Below are 19,474 nucleotides of genomic sequence, written 5' to 3'. Positions count from 1 at the left end.
CGTGAAATCATATGGACGGTAAAACAAATAAAAATAACCATAATAAGCAAACGAATCATGACGATAATCAAAACGATGATTTAAGTATGTTCCGTAGAAGTAACGACTTTAGAACAAGAAAAAGGAAGAAGTTTAAAGATAAAGTTGACGATGAGCAATCATTTTCATCGAGTCATGATCACTTTGACAAAGAGAACACTAATAGGGACAACCATATAATGGATTTTAACGATGATGAGGAGAGTCAGGTTCGTCAAAATGAACCGGATGACCAAAATCGTACGTATTCAGAATCTATGCAAACTTCTCAAGATTGGGACTCATATTCAGATGATTATCATGAAAATGAAAGTGACTTAGAGAAGAATGAAACGTCGGATGATTTAGGCCAAACATCACATAAGGCAAATGAAACTACTAAAAATAGAAATAAAAAATCTAAAGAGAATTGGTTTCAAAAGTTAACAGGAAAGACAAAGTCAACAGATAAGAAAGATGAATCTGGTTATAAACAACAAGATTATGATAGTAAGGTTACACAATTTAATTCACCTACATTAGAAGAAAAAAGAGCACAACGGCGACAACGACAAAAGAGAATTCAATACACAGTCATAACAGTATTGGTTTTACTAATCGTAGTATTTTTACTTTATATGTTTACACCATTAAGTAAAATATCTAACGTGAAAATTGAAGGGAATCATAATGTGAGTAAAAGTCAGATTAATAAAGCATTAGATATTAAGCCAAGTTCACGTATGTATACATTTAGTAAAAGTAAAGCAAAGAGCAGTTTAAAGGAAAAAGAATTAATTAAAGATGTTAAAATAACAAAAGTAATACCTAATACATTAGATGTAAAAGTAACTGAATATCAGGTCGTTGGCTTGGAAAAATCAAAAGACAACTATGTACCTGTGTTAGAAGATGGTAAAGAATTAAAAGATTATGACGGCGAAATTGCACATGACGTTCCTATTATCGATGGTTTCAAAGAAGATAAAAAAGAAAAGATGATACAAGCGTTATCTGAAATGTCACCTAAAGCTAGAAATTTAATTGCGGAAATAAGTTATGCACCAGATAAGAATAAACAAAATAGAATTAAAATATTCACAAAAGATAACATCCAGGTGATTGGTGACATTACGACGATTGCAGACAAAATGAAGTATTATCCTCAAATGTCAGAATCATTATCTCGAAGTGATTCTGGTGACTTGAAAACCGATGGATACATTGATCTTTCAGTTGGTGCATCGTTCATTCCATATAAAAATAGTACAGGTGCACAATCAGAATCTGAACAAAGTGTATCGCAAACATCACAGAAAGAAACGGATGCAAAAGAAGAACTTCAGAGTGTGTTAAATAAAATTAATAAAGATTCAAAAGAAAATAATTAAAAAATTTTGATATTAGTATGTGTTTATAGTTCACAAGCTTATCAACGTATTGTAAACTAAACATAGTGTATTTTAATAGTAACTTGTCAGGAGGTGCCTATCTATGGAGGAACATTACTATGTAAGCATAGATATTGGTTCATCAAGTGTTAAAACAATAGTAGGCGAAAAATTTCACAATGGAATAAATGTGATAGGTACAGGACAAACCTATACAAGCGGTATAAAAAATGGATTAATTGATGACTTTGATATTGCTAGACAAGCTGTCAAGGATACAATTAAAAAAGCTTCTATCGCTTCAGGTGTAGACATCAAAGAAGTATTTTTAAAATTACCTATCATTGGAACAGAAGTGTATGATGAATCAAATGAAATAGAATTTTATGAAGATACTGAAATTAACGGAACACATATTGAATCTGTACTAGAAGGTATTAGAGATAAAAATGATGTTCCTGAAACAGAAGTGATTAACGTTTTCCCAATACGATTCGTTGTAGATAAGGAAAATGAAGTATCAGATCCAAAAGAATTAATCGCAAGACATTCACTTAAAGTGGATGCAGGCGTTATTGCTATTCAAAAATCAATCTTAATTAATATGATTAAATGTGTTGAATCATGTGGTGTAGATGTATTAGATGTATATTCTGATGCATATAATTACGGATCAATTTTATCAGCAACTGAGAAAGAACTTGGTGCATGTGTGATTGATATCGGTGAAGATTTAACACAAATTGCCTTCTATGAACGTGGCGAATTAGTAGATGCAGATTCAATTGAAATGGCTGGTCGTGATATTACTGATGATGTAGCACAAGGTTTAAATACATCATATGACACAGCTGAAAAGATAAAACATCAATATGGACATGCATTTTATGATTCAGCTTCAAGTCAAGATGTATTCACAGTTGATCAAATTGATAGTGAAGAACATGTTCAATATACTCAAAAAGATTTAAGCGACTTTATTGAAGCAAGAGTTGAAGATATATTCTTCGAAGTTTTTGATGTTTTACAAGAATTAGGTTTAACAAAAGTTAATGGTGGTTTTGTTGTAACAGGTGGATCAGCTAATTTATTAGGTGTAAGAGAATTATTACAAGATATGGTTAGTGAAAAAGTGAGAATTCACACTCCGTCACAAATGGGAATCAGAAAACCAGAATTTTCATCTGCGATTTCTACTATTTCTAGTAGTATCACTTTTGATGAATTATTAGATTATGTTACAATTAATTATCATGATAATGAGGAATTTGAAGAGGAAGTTATCGAATCTGATGAAAGAGATACTGACTCTAAATCAAGCGGTTTCGATTGGTTCAAACGCAAATCGAACAAAATAGATGTTTATGAGGATGAGCCTGAACCACCTCATGAAGAATATGACGACCGCGAAACTCATCTAGAAGAAGATCATCATAATGCTCAAGGTAAAGACAAAGAAGAAGGTAAATTTAAAAAACTCATGAAATCTTTATTTGAATGATTATTGGCCATTAAAACTAGGAGGAAATTTAAATGTTAGAATTTGAACAAGGATTTAATCATTTAGCGACTTTAAAAGTCATCGGTGTAGGTGGCGGCGGTAACAACGCTGTAAACCGTATGATTGACCACGGAATGAATAATGTAGAATTTATCGCTATTAATACGGATGGACAAGCTTTAAACTTATCTAAAGCCGAATCAAAAATCCAAATTGGTGAAAAATTAACTCGTGGATTAGGTGCTGGTGCTAACCCAGAAATCGGTAAAAAAGCTGCTGAAGAATCACGCGAACAAATTGAAGATGCAATCCAAGGTGCAGATATGGTATTCGTAACTGCAGGTATGGGTGGCGGTACTGGTACTGGTGCTGCTCCTGTAGTAGCTAAAATTGCTAAAGAAATGGGAGCGTTAACAGTTGGTGTTGTTACTCGTCCATTTGGTTTCGAAGGACGTAAACGTCAAACACAAGCTGCTGCCGGCGTTGAATCAATGAAAGCTGCTGTAGATACATTAATCGTTATTCCTAACGACCGTTTATTAGATATCGTAGACAAATCAACACCTATGATGGAAGCATTCAAAGAAGCTGACAACGTATTACGTCAAGGTGTACAAGGTATCTCTGATTTAATCGCAGTATCTGGAGAAGTTAACTTAGACTTTGCTGACGTTAAGACAATCATGTCTAACCAAGGTTCAGCATTAATGGGTATTGGTGTTTCTTCTGGAGAAAATAGAGCAGTAGAAGCAGCTAAAAAAGCAATTTCTTCACCATTACTTGAAACATCAATTGTTGGTGCTCAAGGTGTGCTTATGAATATTACTGGTGGCGAATCACTTTCATTATTCGAAGCACAAGAAGCTGCGGATATCGTTCAAGATGCTGCAGATGAAGATGTAAATATGATCTTCGGTACAGTAATCAATCCAGAATTACAAGATGAAATTGTAGTAACAGTAATTGCTACTGGATTTGAAGATAAACCATCATCTCAAGGTCGCAAAGCTTCTAGCACTGGATTTGGTTCAAGCGTAAATAGCGCTTCATCGACTTCTTCAGTTGGTAAAGAAGAATCAATCAGCAGTTCTGCATCAAGTTCATCTTCTGATAGTGTGACTGAAAGAAGTCATACGACTAAAGACGATGATATTCCAAGCTTCATCAGAAATAGAGAAGAAAGACGTTCTAGAAGAACAAGACGTTAATCTTATCTTAACCATTATACTTAAAGTCATCAGAAATATTTCTGATGACTTTTTAATTTATTTAAAATTTGATTTTTAATAACTCGTTGAAGAATAATTTTAAAATAATTAGTTTCAAGGACAGAAATAATAGTTTTAATTTAAATACGAATAAGAATGCTATATAATAGTTCTATAAAACATATTTAGACACTTTAATCGAAATTAATGAAAATTCATACTTAAGGTTGTGAAATAGTTGACTGAAAAATTTATAAAACAAAATCATTTTTTAGCATATAAAGACGATAAAATGACACATACTACCCTTGGTTTTACTACACGTGAGGGTGGCTTAAGTATGTATCCTGAAAAAGCATTTAATATGGCTAGATATGTAGATGATCGACAAGACAACATTACACAACATCAAAACATTTTAGCTAATATGATAGGCTTCCCACGAAGTGAGTGGGTTTTTCCGATACAAACACATGAGAATAAAGTTGCTAAAATAACATCAGATGATAAAGGTGTAAACATTGATGCTATTACAAATGGTTTACATGGTATAGATGGATTGTATACATATGAGCCCAATATATTATTAACGATGTGTTACGCAGATTGTGTACCCGTTTATTTCTATAGTGAGAAACATCATTATGTTGGACTTGCACATGCTGGTTGGCGGGGCACTTACGGAGAAATCGTTAAAGAGATGGTTCGACATATTGATTTTGATGTTACGGATTTAAATGTTGTTATTGGTCCGGCTACATCCAATTCATATGAAATTAATGATGATATTAAAATGAAATTTGAAACGCTAGATATTGATACAACTCAATTTATAGAAACACGTGATAGTGATAGACACGGCATTGATTTGAAAAAGGCCAACTCTCTTTTATTACAAAGTGTAGGTGTACCGGAAAGTAATATTTATATTACAGATTATGCTACATCTGAAAACCTGGATTATTTCTTTTCTTATAGAGTGGAAAAAGGACAAACTGGACGAATGTTAGCATTTATAGGAAGAAAGCAAGGTGATTCATAATGCGTGAAGTGAAAGATAATCTCGCTCAAATCAATTTAGAAATCAATGAGCATAGAGAAAAAAGTAACATTTCAACACAGCCTAACGTGATTGCAGTAACAAAGTATGTTACAATAGAGCGAGCTAAAGAAGCTTATCAAGCTGGAATTCGACATTTTGGAGAAAATAGACTTGAAGGGTTCAAAGAGAAGAAAGAAGCATTACCAAAAGATGCAGTGCTTCATTTTATCGGTTCTTTGCAATCTAGAAAGGTTAAAGATGTCATCAATGATGTTGATTATTTTCATGCTTTAGATAGAATGAGTTTAGCTAAAGAAATTAATAAGCGTGCCGAGCATACAATATCTTGTTTCTTACAAGTGAATGTTTCAGGTGAATCATCCAAACATGGGATTAGTTTAGATGAAGTGAATGCTTTTATTGAAGAAATTAAACAATTTGAAAATATAAAAATAGTCGGTTTAATGACGATGGCACCATATACGGATGATAATGCGTATATTCAGTCATTGTTTAGAAAATTGCGAACAAAAAGAGATGAAATTAAAAAACTCAATTTAGAATATGCACCGTGTGAAGAATTGTCGATGGGGATGAGTAATGACTATCCAATAGCAATTGAAGAAGGTGCAACATTTGTGAGAATTGGGACTAAACTTGTAGGAGAATAGGAGTGAGCCCCTTGGCTTTAAAAGATTTATTTAATGGATTTTTTGTTGTTGAAGATGAAGAAGAAGTAGAAGTACCAGAAGAACGTGAACCTGAGCGTGATCGTAAACCAGAACGTGAAGTAGAATCGCCAAAAGAACCTGTACAACAACCAGCTGCATCTAAAACAAGTGCGATTAAATCTGTACCTCAAAAAAGTACAACAAGATATAATACAACTTCTGAAGAAAGGAATTATCGTATGAGTAATAATTCTAAATCGAATACTAGAAATGTTGTAACAATGAATAATAACGTTCAATCAAATTATGCTACACAAGAAAGTTCAAAAATGTGTTTATTTGAACCACGAGTTTTCTCAGATACACAAGATATTGCAGATGAATTAAAAAATCGCCGTGCAACATTAGTTAACTTACAAAGAATCGACAAAGTTTCAGCAAAACGTATCATTGATTTCTTAAGTGGTACTGTATATGCCATTGGTGGCGATATCCAACGTGTAGGTACTGATATTTTCTTATGTACACCTGATAACGTCGAAGTTGCCGGTAGTATTACAGATCATATTGAAAACATGGAGCAACATTACGAATAAGGAGCTAACGTATGGATATTGGATTACTTAATACAATTTTCCAATTTATCATTTGGATCGTCCAAATTTATTATTTTGGTATGATTGTATATTTCTTTACATCTTGGGTACCAAGTATACGTGAATCTAAATTTGGTGAAATACTAGGTAAAATTTATGAACCATTTTTAGAACCATTTAGAAAAATCATTCCACCTATTGGAATGATTGATATTTCATCAATTGCTGCTATTATAGTTTTAGTTTTATTCCAAAGAGGACTAGTAACTATTTTTAACATGATTTTAGCTTATTTAGCGAGATAGTTAGTTTAGACAGCAATATAAATATGATGATCATAAACGAGGTGATTGGAAACGTTCCATGTTGCCTCGTTTTATTGTTGCATGGATAAAAAAATGATAATTTAAATAATTCATATTAAAGTTAAGCGGGGGATAAGCCATCGATATTTATCAACATTTTCGAAAAGAAGAACAAAGCTTGATTGATATTTTAATTGATAAATGTGAACAAGCTGAACGGCACTATTCGCCTGTGCTAACCACATTCTTAGATCCAAGAGGGCAATATATTTTAGAAGTGATTAGTGGCAGTTATGACGATTTGAAAGTACATTTTAATGGTGGACCGAGAGCAGAACGACAACGTGCCGTGATTGCACCATCATATTATGAACCAGATGAAAGTGACTTTGAACTCACATTAATTGAAATACATTATCCTGAAAAGTTTGTAACTATTCAACATCAACACGTTTTAGGTACGCTGATGTCTTTAGGAATTGATAGAAATCAACTTGGTGATATCATTGTTGGGGAACGTATTCAATTTGTTTTGACAAAAGCATTAGAATCATTTATTATGTTAGAATTCACTAGAATCAAAGGTGCTACAATTAAACTTAATTCTATTCCGTTGGAAGATATGATACAATCAGAAGAGAATTGGAAGATTCAAAGTTCAACAGTGAGTGCACTTAGACTTGATGTCGTATTAAAAGATATGATTCATAAATCAAGATCTATTGCGAAACAACTTATAGAGAAGAAGAGAGTCAAAGTAAATCATACCATTATTGATTCACCAGATTTTCAATTAGAAATGAATGACTTACTTTCCATACAAGGATTCGGAAGAGCTCAAGTAACCGATATTGGTGGAAGAACGAAAAAAGATAAAATACACATAACCTATCATACATTATTTAAATAGTGTAAAATTAAGGAGGATACACAATGCCTTTTACACCAAGTGAAATTAAAAGCAAAGAGTTTACTCGTGTGAAAAATGGTTTAGAACCTACTGAAGTTGCAAACTATTTAGACCAGTTAAGTACTGAAATAGAACGTTTAAAAGAAGATAAAAAACAACTTGAAAAAGTCATCGAAGAAAGAGATACTAATATTAAGTCTTATCAAGATGTTCACCAATCAGTGAGCGATGCTTTAGTGCAAGCTCAAAAAGCTGGCGAAGAAACGAAATTAGCTGCGAATAAAGATGCAGAGGCAACAATTGCTAAAGCACAAGCTCAAGCAGACCAAATTGTTAATGATGCTATCGAAAAAGCACGTCGCTTAGCTTTCCAAACTGAAGATATGAAACGCCAATCTAAAGTATTTAGATCACGTTTCCGTATGTTAGTTGAAGCTCAATTAGACTTGTTGAAGAATGAAGATTGGGATTACCTATTAAATTATGATTTAGATGCTGAACAGGTCACTTTAGAAGACATTCATCATTTAAACGATAATGATTTAACAGAAGAAGAAAAAGCCATGAAAAATAATGCTCAAAGTCAATCACAATCAACACAAACGTCTGAGACTAAATCAACGTCTCAAAGTGATTCAACAAGTACAAGTCAATCTGAATCAACGAATCTAAAATAACAATTAAATTTGAAGTCAGACGCGTAAGAAACACTACACTTATTACAGCGAATTAGGAGATGGTGGGAGCCTAATATAAGCATGTTTCTTATATCACTGACTTATCATTATGAATAAAGAACCAAGAGAGAACTCTAAGTTGAGTTAATCAGGGTGGTACCGCGGTATAACCGTCCCTGTTAATTGAACTTAGAGTTCTTTTTTATAATTAGGAGGAATGAAAGTATATGAATTATAAAGATACGTTATTAATGCCCAAAACAGAATTTCCAATGCGAGGCGGATTACCAAATAAAGAGCCAAAAATCCAAGAACAATGGGATGCAGACAATCAATACGAAAAAGCGTTAGAGAAAAATAAAGGTAATGCCTCATATATTTTACATGATGGACCACCATATGCGAATGGTAGTTTACATATGGGACATGCATTAAACAAAATCATTAAAGACTTTATTGTTCGTTACAAAACAATGCAAGGTTTTTATGCACCATACGTCCCTGGTTGGGATACACATGGTCTTCCAATTGAACAAGCTTTAACTAAAAAAGGTGTAGATCGTAAAAAAATGTCTACCGCTGAATTTAGAGAAAAATGTAAAGAATTTGCTCTAGAACAAATTGAAATTCAAAAGAAAGATTTCAAACGTCTAGGTGTACGTGGTGACTTTAACGATCCATATATCACATTGAAACCAGAATATGAAGCTGCTCAAATTCGATTATTTGGTGAAATGGCAGAAAAAGGACTTATTTATAAAGGTAAAAAACCTGTTTATTGGTCACCATCAAGTGAATCATCTCTTGCAGAAGCGGAAATCGAATATCATGACAAACGTTCAGCATCAATTTATGTAGCATTTGATGTTAAAGATGATAAAGGTGTTGTAGACAAAGATGCACAATTTATTATCTGGACAACTACACCTTGGACAATTCCTTCTAATGTTGCGATTACTGTTCATCCAGAATTAAAATATGGCCAATATAATGTAAATGGTAAAAAATACATTATTGCTCAAGCTTTAGCAGAAACAGTAGCAGAAGCTCTAGAATGGGATCAAGATACGATTCAACTTGAAAAAGAATTTACAGGTAAAGAATTAGAATATGTTGAAGCACAACATCCATTCTTAGATCGTACTTCTTTAGTGATTAACGGTGAACATGTTACAACTGATGCTGGTACAGGTTGTGTTCATACAGCACCTGGACACGGGGAAGACGACTATATTGTTGGTCAAAAATATGATTTACCAGTGATCAGTCCATTAAATGATAAAGGTGTCTTCACTGAAGAAGGTGGACCTTTTGAAGGTATGTTCTATGATAAAGCGAATAAAGCAGTAACGGACTTATTAACTGAGAAAGATGCATTATTAAAATTAAACTTTATTACACATAGTTATCCACATGATTGGAGAACGAAAAAACCAGTTATCTTCCGTGCTACACCACAATGGTTTGCATCAATTAATAAAGTGAGACAAGACATCTTAGATGCAATTGAAGATACTCAATTTAAAGTAGATTGGGGTAAAACACGTATCTATAATATGATTCGTGACCGTGGTGAATGGGTAATTTCACGTCAACGTGTTTGGGGTGTACCACTACCTGTATTTTATGCAGAAAATGGCGACATCATCATGACGAAAGAAACTGTAAATCATGTTGCAGATTTATTTGAACAACATGGTTCTAATATCTGGTTTGAAAAAGAAGCCAAAGATTTATTACCGGAAGGCTTTACACATCCAGGAAGTCCAAACGGTGAATTTACGAAAGAAAATGACATCATGGATGTATGGTTCGATTCTGGTTCATCTCATAGAGGTGTCCTTGAAACACGTCCAGAATTAAGTTTCCCAGCTGACTTATACTTTGAAGGTAGTGACCAATACCGTGGTTGGTTTAACTCATCTATTACTACTTCTGTTGCGACAAGAGGTCAAGCACCATATAAATTCTTATTATCTCATGGTTTCGTTATGGACGGAGAAGGTAAAAAAATGAGTAAATCATTAGGAAATGTCATTGTGCCTGATCAAGTCGTTAAACAAAAAGGTGCAGATATTGCACGCCTGTGGGTAAGTAGTACAGACTATTTAGCAGATGTACGTATTTCAGATGAAATCTTAAAACAAACTTCTGATGTATATCGTAAAATCAGAAACACATTGAGATTTATGTTAGGTAATGTGAGTGATTTCAATCCTGAAACAGATAGCATCGCTGAAGCAGAGTTATTAGAAGTAGATCGTTATTTATTACATCGTTTACGTGAATTTACTGCAAGTACAATTAACAATTATGAAAACTTTGATTATCTTAATATCTATCAAGAAGTTCAAAACTTTATCAATGTTGAATTAAGTAACTTCTACTTAGATTATGGTAAAGATATCCTTTATATCGAAGAACGTTCTTCACATAAACGTCGTAGTATGCAAACAGTACTTTATCAAATCTTAGTTGATATGACTAAGTTGCTTGCACCAATTTTAGTGCATACAGCAGAGGAAGTTTGGTCACATACACCTCATGTTAAAGAAGAAAGTGTTCACTTAGCTGATATGCCTAAAGTTGAAGAAGTAGATCAACAATTATTAGATAAATGGAATACATTTATGAACTTACGTGATGATGTGAACCGTGCCTTAGAAGCAGCGCGTAATGAAAAAGTAATTGGTAAATCATTAGAAGCTAAAGTTGTGATTGGTAGTAATCAAGACTTTAATGCTACAGAGTTCTTACAACAATTTGATGATTTACAACAATTATTTATCACTTCACAAGCGGAGGTTGTTGATCAAGTTGATAACGGCGTATCATATCAACATGGTGACATCCGTATTGAACATGCTGAAGGTGAAAAATGTGAAAGATGTTGGAACTATAGTGATCAATTAGGTTCTGTTGGCGAATTAGATCACTTATGTCCACGTTGCCAAGAAGTAGTTAAGACATTAATTTAATAGGTAAAATTGTATTCAAACTGTTAGCAAAGTCGGATGACTTTGCTAACAGTTTTTATTTTATAACGACTTGGGATATTATGGGTATTATTAAATATTAGAAAGTATTATCGAAATTAGCCTAATACATTATGAACACATCATCACTTAATTAGTATTGATATGAATTGCAATTAAGTTGCTTTTGTTTTGATTTTTTTGCATAATATTTAAAATATGAGTCATAATTCATAAGTAAAGAAAGTTATACAGATAAGTTATTTTGAAAGAGGTACATGGAATGTTTCATAATAAAGATGCAAATTTTGTCAACGGAATAACGATTAATGTGAGAGATAAAGATGCACTCAAACCATTTTACGAACAGATTTTAGGATTTAATATCGTAAACGAAACAATGACGAGTATTCAATATGAAGTAGGCATGTCTAATCATTTCATTATTTTAAATGAAATTGCTAACGGTAGAGAACCACTAATGTCAGAAGCAGGCTTATTTAATGTTGGTATAATACTACCTTCATTATCAGATTTAGCAGATTTGTTAGTACAATTAAGTGACTATGAAATTCCAGTAAATGGTGGAGAGCAGAGTGTGGCTACATCTCTTTTTATCGAAGATCCAGAAGGAAATGGTTTGAAATTCTATGTAGATCAAGATTTTGAAGAATGGCATTATGAAGATGACAAAGTGTTACTTAATATCGTACCGATTAATGTACCACGTTTATTAAATGAAGTATCAGATGAAAAATGGCAAGGTATACCAGATGATGCTAAAATTGGTACCTTGCATTTGAAATCGATTCGTATTTCTGAAGTTAAACCATACTATTTAAATTATTTTGGTTTAGAAGAATCTGCATATATGGATGATTATTCGCTCTTTTTATCATCTCAACATTATCATCATCATTTAGCATTAAATCAATGGATTTCTGGAACCAAACGTGTAGATAATGCGCACTCGTATGGTTTAGCGCTTGTAGACTTTCATTATCCAGAGACAACACATTTAAATATCAAAGGACCAGATGGTATCTACTTTAGATTTAATTTTATAAAAGAAGAGTGATGAAGTGAAGAAAAGTATTTTTTGGATGTTATTTATAACGATAGGTCTAACGCTAGCAGCAATTTTTGATGGTTTAAATAATCAAGATATGACTGAACCTAAAAATCATTTATTAGAGTTTAATCCGATGAAATATAATACGTATCAAAAAGGACAATGCACTTATTATGTGTTCGATAAAGTGAGAGAAGACCATCATCAAATTGCAAATTCTTGGCATGACGCTAAAGATTGGGCGAAAAATGCTAAAAAAGATCAATATAAAGTCAATCAACATCCTAAAGAAGGTGCGATTCTACAGACAACTGAAGGAAAATATGGTCATGTAGCCTACATTGAAAAAGTGAACGATGATCAATCATTGTACGTTTCAGAAATGAATTTTAAAAAGCCGTATGAAATATCAAATAGAACAATACCAGCGAATGACGTTGATCAATATCAATATATTCATCCTAAAGAGAATCAACATATATCGTAATGATGAAATGAGTTTAGGCTAGGCATCAATATATTTCAAGTTACATTGATATTAAGGCAGTAGTTGACTTACACATGCGTATTGACTCATGTGTTCAAATTAAGCTTTAGCGGTATACATGAACTAAAGTTCATGCATAAAACCGTCTAAGTAATAAATTACAAAGACGGTCTAATGTACCAAGCTTTTCATTTCTAGTCAACCTTGCCGGGGGACGGACCCCAAACATAGAGAATTTCGAAAAGAAAATCTACAGACAATGCAAGTTGGGGATGGACAACGATAAAGAAATACTTTTTCTTTAGAAATTAGTGTTTCTTATGCATGAGTTTCACTCATGTATTTCTATTTTAAAGTACACATTAGCTGTGGCTAATGCGTAAGAACCACTACATAATCAATGATTAGTGGTTCTTAATGATTTCTATCCCACTTCCATTTGTTTGTTGTATCAATTATTTATTATGAAGCTAACCTGTTTTTATATTCATGTTTAAGATATAATGAATGTTGTTGTAAAAAAAGTGATGAATGGTTCTGAATGGAGGAACATGAATGAAAAAGAAATATTATGTCGGTATTTCATTACTCGTAGCCTTTTTAATCATTGTCATTGACCAAGTGACAAAATGGATTATTGCTAGTTCAATGAAAATAGGCGATTCTTACGAAGTGATACCCAATTTTTTAAATATAACGTCACATAGAAATAATGGTGCTGCTTGGGGTATATTAAGTGGTAAAATGTTTTTCTTTTATATTATTACAGTGATTATTTTAATTGTACTTGTATTGTTCTTTATTAAAGAAGCGCAATATAATTTATTTATGCAGTTAGCGATAAGTTTATTGTTTGCAGGTGCTTTAGGAAATTTCATTGATCGTTTATTTAATGGAGAAGTTGTTGATTTTATTGATACAAATATTTTTGGATATGATTTTCCTATCTTCAATGTAGCCGATTCAAGTTTAACAATTGGTGTGATATTAGTTATTATTGCGCTACTTAAAGATACAACAAATAAAGGTTAGGAGGTCTGATTATGGAAACGTATGAATATACGATTACAGATAGTAATCATGTTGGACAGAGATTAGATAAAGTATTACCAGAATTAAACAGTGATTGGTCACGTAGCCAAATTCAAGATTGGATTAAAGAAGATCTTGTGAAAGTAAATGACAAAGTAGTCAAACCCAATTATAAAGTGAAGCAAAATGACAATATCGTCGTGACTGAACAAGAAGTCGTAGAAGCAGATATCACACCGGAAAATTTAAATCTTGATATTTTTTATGAAGATGATGATGTTGCTATTGTTTATAAACCAAAAGGTATGGTAGTGCATCCCTCACCAGGCCATTACACTGGTACGTTAGTAAATGGATTGATGTATCAAATTAAAAATTTATCTGGTATAAACGGTGAAATTCGTCCAGGTATTGTTCACAGAATTGATATGGATACATCTGGCTTATTAATGGTTGCTAAAAATGACATTGCGCATCGTGGATTAGTTGAACAATTAATGGCTAAATCAGTTAAACGTAAATATATTGCACTTGTACATGGAAATATTCCACATGACTATGGAACAGTAGATGCGCCTATTGGACGTAATAAGAAAGATCGTCAAGCGATGGCGGTCGTAGATGATGGCAAAGAAGCAGTTACACACTTTAACGTCTTAGAACATTTTAAAGATTACACTTTAATAGAATGTGAACTTGAAACAGGACGTACGCACCAAATTCGTGTTCATATGAAATACATTGGATTTCCATTAGTCGGAGATCCTAAATATGGTCCTAAAAAAACATTAGATATAGGTGGTCAAGTCTTACATGCAGGTGTGATAGGTTTTGAGCATCCGGTTACACATGAATATATTGAAAGAACAGCAGAATTACCTCAGGAATTTGAAGATTTATTAGCCGATATTAGAAAAAGAGACGCTTAGTAAAAGGTATAAAATAATAAATACTATCAAAGCACCTAAATGATATGTCATTGTCATTTAGGGGCTTTTTTTATACTCAAAAGGAATATGTTAGATGATATAAGGTGTTATTTATAGAGTAATCATAAAATGAGTTGTACTTTCTTCAAAATAAAATATATAAACTTAACATGTAATATGCTATGATATGTTGAAAACAAAGTGAAAGTAGGAACAAATTAAATGGAAACATCGTATCAACCTCGACATTTACAAGAGAAAAGTGCGGGATTTCATGAATTATTCTTCGATTTAATATTTGTTTATGCGATGCAAAAGATGGCACATGTCATTTTAAATGTACACGAGGGGACCATATCATCTGAATTATTTTTAAAGTATATCATTATGAGTGTGTTTTTATGGATATTATGGTCGCATCAAACATTTTATACGAATAGATTTGGAGAAACGACAACTAAAGATGTCATATTTATGATGTTTAACTTGTTTGTATTAGTCTTTTTATCGAATAGTTTATATCCTGATTTTGAAAAAACATTCTTTCCATTCTTTTTATGTGTTGGAATTCTATATCTAAGTATTAGTATTCAATATGGTTTACATTTAACTAAAACAAAACATAAACCTGATTATAAAACGTGTCAGGCATTTGCATTAGTAGCATTAATCGTTGCAATCCTATCATTTGTATCACTTGTATTACCGAAAAGTATTCATTATATTCCAGGATTTTTAGGATTATTTATTGCTTCAACAGGCTTGATTCCATACCGAAAATATTTATATCAATCACCTGTGAATTTATCACATTTAGTTGAAAGATTCTCATTGTTGACGATTATTATATTTGGTGAGGTTTTAGTTGGATTAAAATCTATATTTAGTATAGAGCATTTTAACTATATTTATATATTTCAATTTTTAATTGTCGTAAGTTTATTTGGAACGTATTGGTTAGTGACTGAAAGTCATATTAATTTACATCAAACAACGATTGGTTTCCAATTGGTTTATACACACTTATTGATTAATGTAGCATTAGGTATATTAAATGCTGCTGTTATTTTTAGTGACTCGCATCAGTTAAGTGCCATTTTTGAAATCTGTATGATGCATGGTAGTATCTTATTATTTTATATTGGGGTTTGGATTAATACGACATATTTTCATAAAGAACTTAAAAACATCAAATATATTATGATTGGTGCTATGATGTTGGTTGTATCATTTATTATTAGTATATTATTAAAAGATAACCAAGATATTATGATTATTAGCATAGCGATTGCGAATACTTTAGTTATGCTATTGTATTATAAAAATATCAAAAACGTACAACGTCTGTGATTAAATAAACTTCCATATGGGATGTTGAAGACGTCATATAATAAATATTTAAAAAATTATAATCAATCAAGTATTTTATTGGAAAAGACGTTGACTATTTGTAACTTTAGGATTAAACTAATAACAGTTTAAATATAAAAGTAGTCTTTAAAGATAAGTCCAGAGAGGCTTCAAAGACATGAAAATGATACTGATATACATGATTGTAATCAATTCAATGACCTAATACTAACGATTTATTATTGAATGCTTGCAAATCAAACGGTTAAGAATATGTGTGGAATACTGTTTAGTTGCATCAGGACTAAATTTATATCACGCATTGTCTATATATCAACCTCATGTCTTTGTTAAAGACGTGAGGTTTTTTGATATGAATAAGAGATAGAGGTGAGACAATGTCTGAACGCATCATAATGGATGAAGCAGCAATTCAACGTACGGTTACTCGAATTGCACATGAAATATTAGAGTATAACAAAGGTACTGAGAATTTAGTTTTACTAGGCATTAAAACTCGTGGTGCATATTTAGCTTATCGTATTCAAGAAAAAATAAATATGATAGAGCAACAACTTGTACCAACAGGCACAATTGATATAACACAATTCCGTGATGATATTGATCATGTTTCAAAGCAATCATTCGACAAAGCTTTTGAAATAGATGTAGACATTACAGGAAAAGTTGTCATTATCATTGATGACGTCTTATACACAGGAAGAACTGTCAGAGCGTCATTAGATGCCATCTTATTACATGCAAGACCAATTAAAATTGGTTTAGCTACGCTAGTTGATCGAGGCCACAGAGAGCTTCCAATTCGCGCAGATTTTGTAGGAAAAAACATACCAACTGCACGAGATGAATCCGTTAAAGTGTACTTAACTGAAAAGGATTCAAGTAATGCAGTTATAATAGAATAATATCCCTTTTAAAGCAGTACGAGAGACTGAAAAAGGTGAAATGAATATATGAGCAAAGTAGTTACGATAAAAACATTATGTTAACTACTGTATTTATATAGCTTAAATACTTCATATCATTCGCTTTAGTCTCTTTGCATAACTGTATGTAAAGAGATTTTTTTATGAAAGGAAATGAATCACCATGGAAAATGAACAAATGTTTGAAAGAACGGTACAACCAGTATTAGATGTTAAAGATAAACCAAAACCAGCACAGTGGGCGTTTTTAAGCTTACAACATTTATTTGCGATGTTTGGATCGACGGTACTTGTACCATTTTTAACAGGACTGCCTATTTCAGCAGCATTACTTGCATCAGGAATTGGAACATTGTTATACATACTCATTACTAAAGCTAAAATACCAGCATATTTGGGCTCTAGTTTTGCTTTCATCACACCAATCATTACAGGATTAAGTACGCATAGTTTAGGAGACATGTTAGTCGCGCTCTTCATGAGTGGTTTAATGTACGTCATTATTGGTATCTTAATTCGTTTTAGTGGTACAGGTTGGTTAATGCACTTACTTCCACCAGTTGTAGTTGGACCTGTAATAATGGTTATTGGATTAAGTCTTGCGCCAACTGCAGTTAACATGGCAATGTACGAAAACTCTGCGGATATGAAAGGTTATAACTTAAGTTATTTACTAGTGGCATTAATCACACTCATAGTAACAATCGTTGTGCAAGGATTCTTCAAAGGATTCTTATCATTAATTCCTGTATTAATAGGAATCATTGTCGGTTATATCGTTTCTATCTTTATGGGATTGGTCAAATTTGCACCGATTGCAAAAGCAAAATGGTTAGCATTTCCAGATATTTACTTACCATTTAAAGATTATGTACCTTCCTTCCATTTAGGTTTGGTGCTAGTCATGATTCCAGTCGTGTTTGTAACTGTCAGTGAGCATATTGGACACCAAATGGTAATCAACAAAATTGTAGGTAAAAACTTCTTTAAAGATCCAGGTCTAGATAAATCAATCATTGGTGACGGTGTGTCAACGATGGTTGCAAGTATCATAGGTGGACCACCAAGCACAACTTATGGTGAAAACATTGGTGTATTAGCGATTACGAAAATTTATAGTATTTATGTGATTGGTGGTGCTGCAGTCATCGCAATCGTACTTGCATTCATTGGTAAATTTACAGCACTTATTTCTTCTATACCAACACCGGTTATGGGTGGTGTGTCCATACTATTATTTGGCATTATCGCAGCAAGTGGTTTGAGAATGATTGTAGAAAGCAATGTTGATTTTGCTAACAATAGAAACTTAGTTATAGCATCAGTCATCTTAGTCGTTGGTATTGGAAATTTATTAATCAATTTAAAAGGCATCGGCGTTAACTTACAACTTGAAGGAATGGCATTATCAGCTTTATCAGGCATTATCTTAAATTTAATCTTACCTAAAAAATAGTTAGATATTCTGAGGAGGCAAACAATGGAACATTTATTATCAATGGAAGATTTATCAAACGATGAAATTTATAGCTTAGTTAAAAAAGCAAGTCAGTTTAAATCTGGAGAAGTTAATGTACCACAATACAAAGATCATTTTGTAGCTAATTTGTTCTTTGAAAATTCAACAAGAACAAAGTGTAGCTTTGAAGTTGCCGAACAAAAATTAGGATTGAATTTAGTGAATTTTGAAACGAGTACGTCGTCTGTACAAAAGGGAGAATCACTTTACGATACTTGTAAGACATTAGAAAGTATTGGTGTAAACTTATTAGTAATTAGACACTCTCAAAATGCATATTACGAAGATTTAGAAGGACTGAATATACCAATTGCCAATGGTGGTGATGGTAGTGGACAACACCCAACACAAAGCCTACTTGATTTAATGACTATATATGAAGAATATGGAAAATTCGAAGGCTTAAATGTATTGATTTGTGGTGATATTAAAAATTCTCGTGTTGCTAGAAGTAATTTCCATAGTTTAAAAGCATTAGGTGCAAATGTCATGTTCGCGAGTCCTGATGAATGGGTAGATGATACAATAGAAGCATCATACGTTAGTATTGATGATGTGATTGATAAAGTTGATATTGTGATGTTACTTAGAGTTCAGCATGAAAGACACGGCATTACAGGAAAAGCTAACTTTGAAGCTGACAATTATCATCAACAATATGGGTTAACGAAGGAAAGATATGATAAATTAAAGAAAGAAGCTATTGTCATGCATCCAGCTCCAGTCAATAGAGGTGTAGAAATTGAAAGTGACCTAGTAGAGGCACCTCAATCACGTATTTTTAAACAAATGGAAAATGGCATGTATTTGAGAATGGCAGTCATTGATGAGCTTTTAAAATAAG

The 19,474-nt window shown here is 32.5% G+C and carries 18 protein-coding genes; all 18 read left to right on the top strand.

The genetic code is table 11. The features are described from left to right. The first annotated feature begins 11 nt into the window (after positions 1 to 11). The 18 genes from EL082_RS07755 (at position 12) to EL082_RS07670 (ending at position 19,473) form a co-directional block, all read left to right on the top strand. Positions 12 to 1,409, top strand: a complete 1,398-nt coding sequence (locus tag EL082_RS07755) for a cell division protein FtsQ/DivIB (protein ID WP_002465495.1) — start codon at positions 12 to 14, stop codon at positions 1,407 to 1,409. A 103-nt stretch (positions 1,410 to 1,512) separates the two neighbouring features. After that, positions 1,513 to 2,910 (top strand): cell division protein FtsA, encoded by a 1,398-nt coding sequence (ftsA, locus tag EL082_RS07750; RefSeq protein ID WP_002465486.1) that lies wholly within the window; start codon positions 1,513 to 1,515, stop codon positions 2,908 to 2,910. 32 nt (positions 2,911 to 2,942) lie between these two features. Then, positions 2,943 to 4,118 (top strand): cell division protein FtsZ, encoded by a 1,176-nt coding sequence (gene ftsZ / locus EL082_RS07745; RefSeq protein ID WP_002465489.1) that lies wholly within the window; start codon positions 2,943 to 2,945, stop codon positions 4,116 to 4,118. Positions 4,119 to 4,356: 238 nt separating this feature from the next. Next, positions 4,357 to 5,160, top strand: coding sequence for a peptidoglycan editing factor PgeF (gene pgeF, locus EL082_RS07740; RefSeq protein WP_002465496.1), 804 nt, complete (start codon positions 4,357 to 4,359; stop codon positions 5,158 to 5,160). 8 nt (positions 5,161 to 5,168) lie between these two features. Beyond that, the gene (locus EL082_RS07735; protein WP_162832900.1) at positions 5,169 to 5,831 is read left to right on the top strand and encodes a YggS family pyridoxal phosphate-dependent enzyme; all 663 of its coding nucleotides are present in this window, start codon (positions 5,169 to 5,171) and stop codon (positions 5,829 to 5,831) included. 2 nt (positions 5,832 to 5,833) lie between these two features. After that, a complete protein-coding gene (locus EL082_RS07730; protein ID WP_015365101.1) occupies positions 5,834 to 6,427 on the top strand; it encodes a cell division protein SepF in 594 nt (197 codons plus the stop codon). 11 nt (positions 6,428 to 6,438) lie between these two features. Beyond that, positions 6,439 to 6,732: a YggT family protein gene (locus tag EL082_RS07725; protein WP_002450621.1), complete on the top strand. Its 294-nt coding sequence runs from the start codon at positions 6,439 to 6,441 to the stop codon at positions 6,730 to 6,732. A 139-nt stretch (positions 6,733 to 6,871) separates the two neighbouring features. Further along, complete coding sequence (locus EL082_RS07720; RefSeq protein ID WP_037539754.1) at positions 6,872 to 7,642, top strand: YlmH family RNA-binding protein; 771 nt, start codon at positions 6,872 to 6,874, stop codon at positions 7,640 to 7,642. A gap of 23 nt (positions 7,643 to 7,665) precedes the next feature. Continuing rightward, the gene (locus EL082_RS07715) at positions 7,666 to 8,319 is read left to right on the top strand and encodes a DivIVA domain-containing protein (RefSeq protein WP_002465492.1); all 654 of its coding nucleotides are present in this window, start codon (positions 7,666 to 7,668) and stop codon (positions 8,317 to 8,319) included. 227 nt (positions 8,320 to 8,546) lie between these two features. After that, positions 8,547 to 11,297, top strand: a complete 2,751-nt coding sequence (ileS, locus tag EL082_RS07710) for an isoleucine--tRNA ligase (RefSeq protein WP_015365100.1) — start codon at positions 8,547 to 8,549, stop codon at positions 11,295 to 11,297. A 280-nt stretch (positions 11,298 to 11,577) separates the two neighbouring features. After that, a complete protein-coding gene (locus tag EL082_RS07705; RefSeq protein ID WP_002465494.1) occupies positions 11,578 to 12,372 on the top strand; it encodes a VOC family protein in 795 nt (264 codons plus the stop codon). Positions 12,373 to 12,376: 4 nt separating this feature from the next. Beyond that, positions 12,377 to 12,853, top strand: a complete 477-nt coding sequence (locus EL082_RS07700) for a CHAP domain-containing protein (RefSeq protein WP_015365099.1) — start codon at positions 12,377 to 12,379, stop codon at positions 12,851 to 12,853. 555 nt (positions 12,854 to 13,408) lie between these two features. Next, complete coding sequence (gene lspA / locus EL082_RS07695) at positions 13,409 to 13,885, top strand: signal peptidase II (RefSeq protein WP_002466200.1); 477 nt, start codon at positions 13,409 to 13,411, stop codon at positions 13,883 to 13,885. Between the two features lie 11 nt (positions 13,886 to 13,896). Next, complete coding sequence (locus EL082_RS07690) at positions 13,897 to 14,814, top strand: RluA family pseudouridine synthase (RefSeq protein ID WP_103286315.1); 918 nt, start codon at positions 13,897 to 13,899, stop codon at positions 14,812 to 14,814. A gap of 222 nt (positions 14,815 to 15,036) precedes the next feature. Beyond that, positions 15,037 to 16,164, top strand: coding sequence for a low temperature requirement protein A (locus EL082_RS07685; protein ID WP_031463947.1), 1,128 nt, complete (start codon positions 15,037 to 15,039; stop codon positions 16,162 to 16,164). 398 nt (positions 16,165 to 16,562) lie between these two features. After that, complete coding sequence (gene pyrR / locus EL082_RS07680; RefSeq protein ID WP_002466195.1) at positions 16,563 to 17,090, top strand: bifunctional pyr operon transcriptional regulator/uracil phosphoribosyltransferase PyrR; 528 nt, start codon at positions 16,563 to 16,565, stop codon at positions 17,088 to 17,090. Between the two features lie 184 nt (positions 17,091 to 17,274). Beyond that, positions 17,275 to 18,567 carry a uracil-xanthine permease family protein gene (locus tag EL082_RS07675; protein ID WP_002466191.1) on the top strand — a complete coding sequence of 431 codons (1,293 nt, stop codon included), beginning with the start codon at positions 17,275 to 17,277 and terminating at the stop codon, positions 18,565 to 18,567. Positions 18,568 to 18,591: 24 nt separating this feature from the next. Then, positions 18,592 to 19,473: an aspartate carbamoyltransferase catalytic subunit gene (locus tag EL082_RS07670; RefSeq protein WP_015365096.1), complete on the top strand. Its 882-nt coding sequence runs from the start codon at positions 18,592 to 18,594 to the stop codon at positions 19,471 to 19,473. Position 19,474 lies beyond the last annotated feature (1 nt).

It is taken from the genome of Staphylococcus warneri (assembly GCF_900636385.1).
Lineage (GTDB): Bacteria > Bacillota > Bacilli > Staphylococcales > Staphylococcaceae > Staphylococcus > Staphylococcus warneri.
This window is presented reverse-complemented; position numbering and strand designations above follow the sequence as displayed.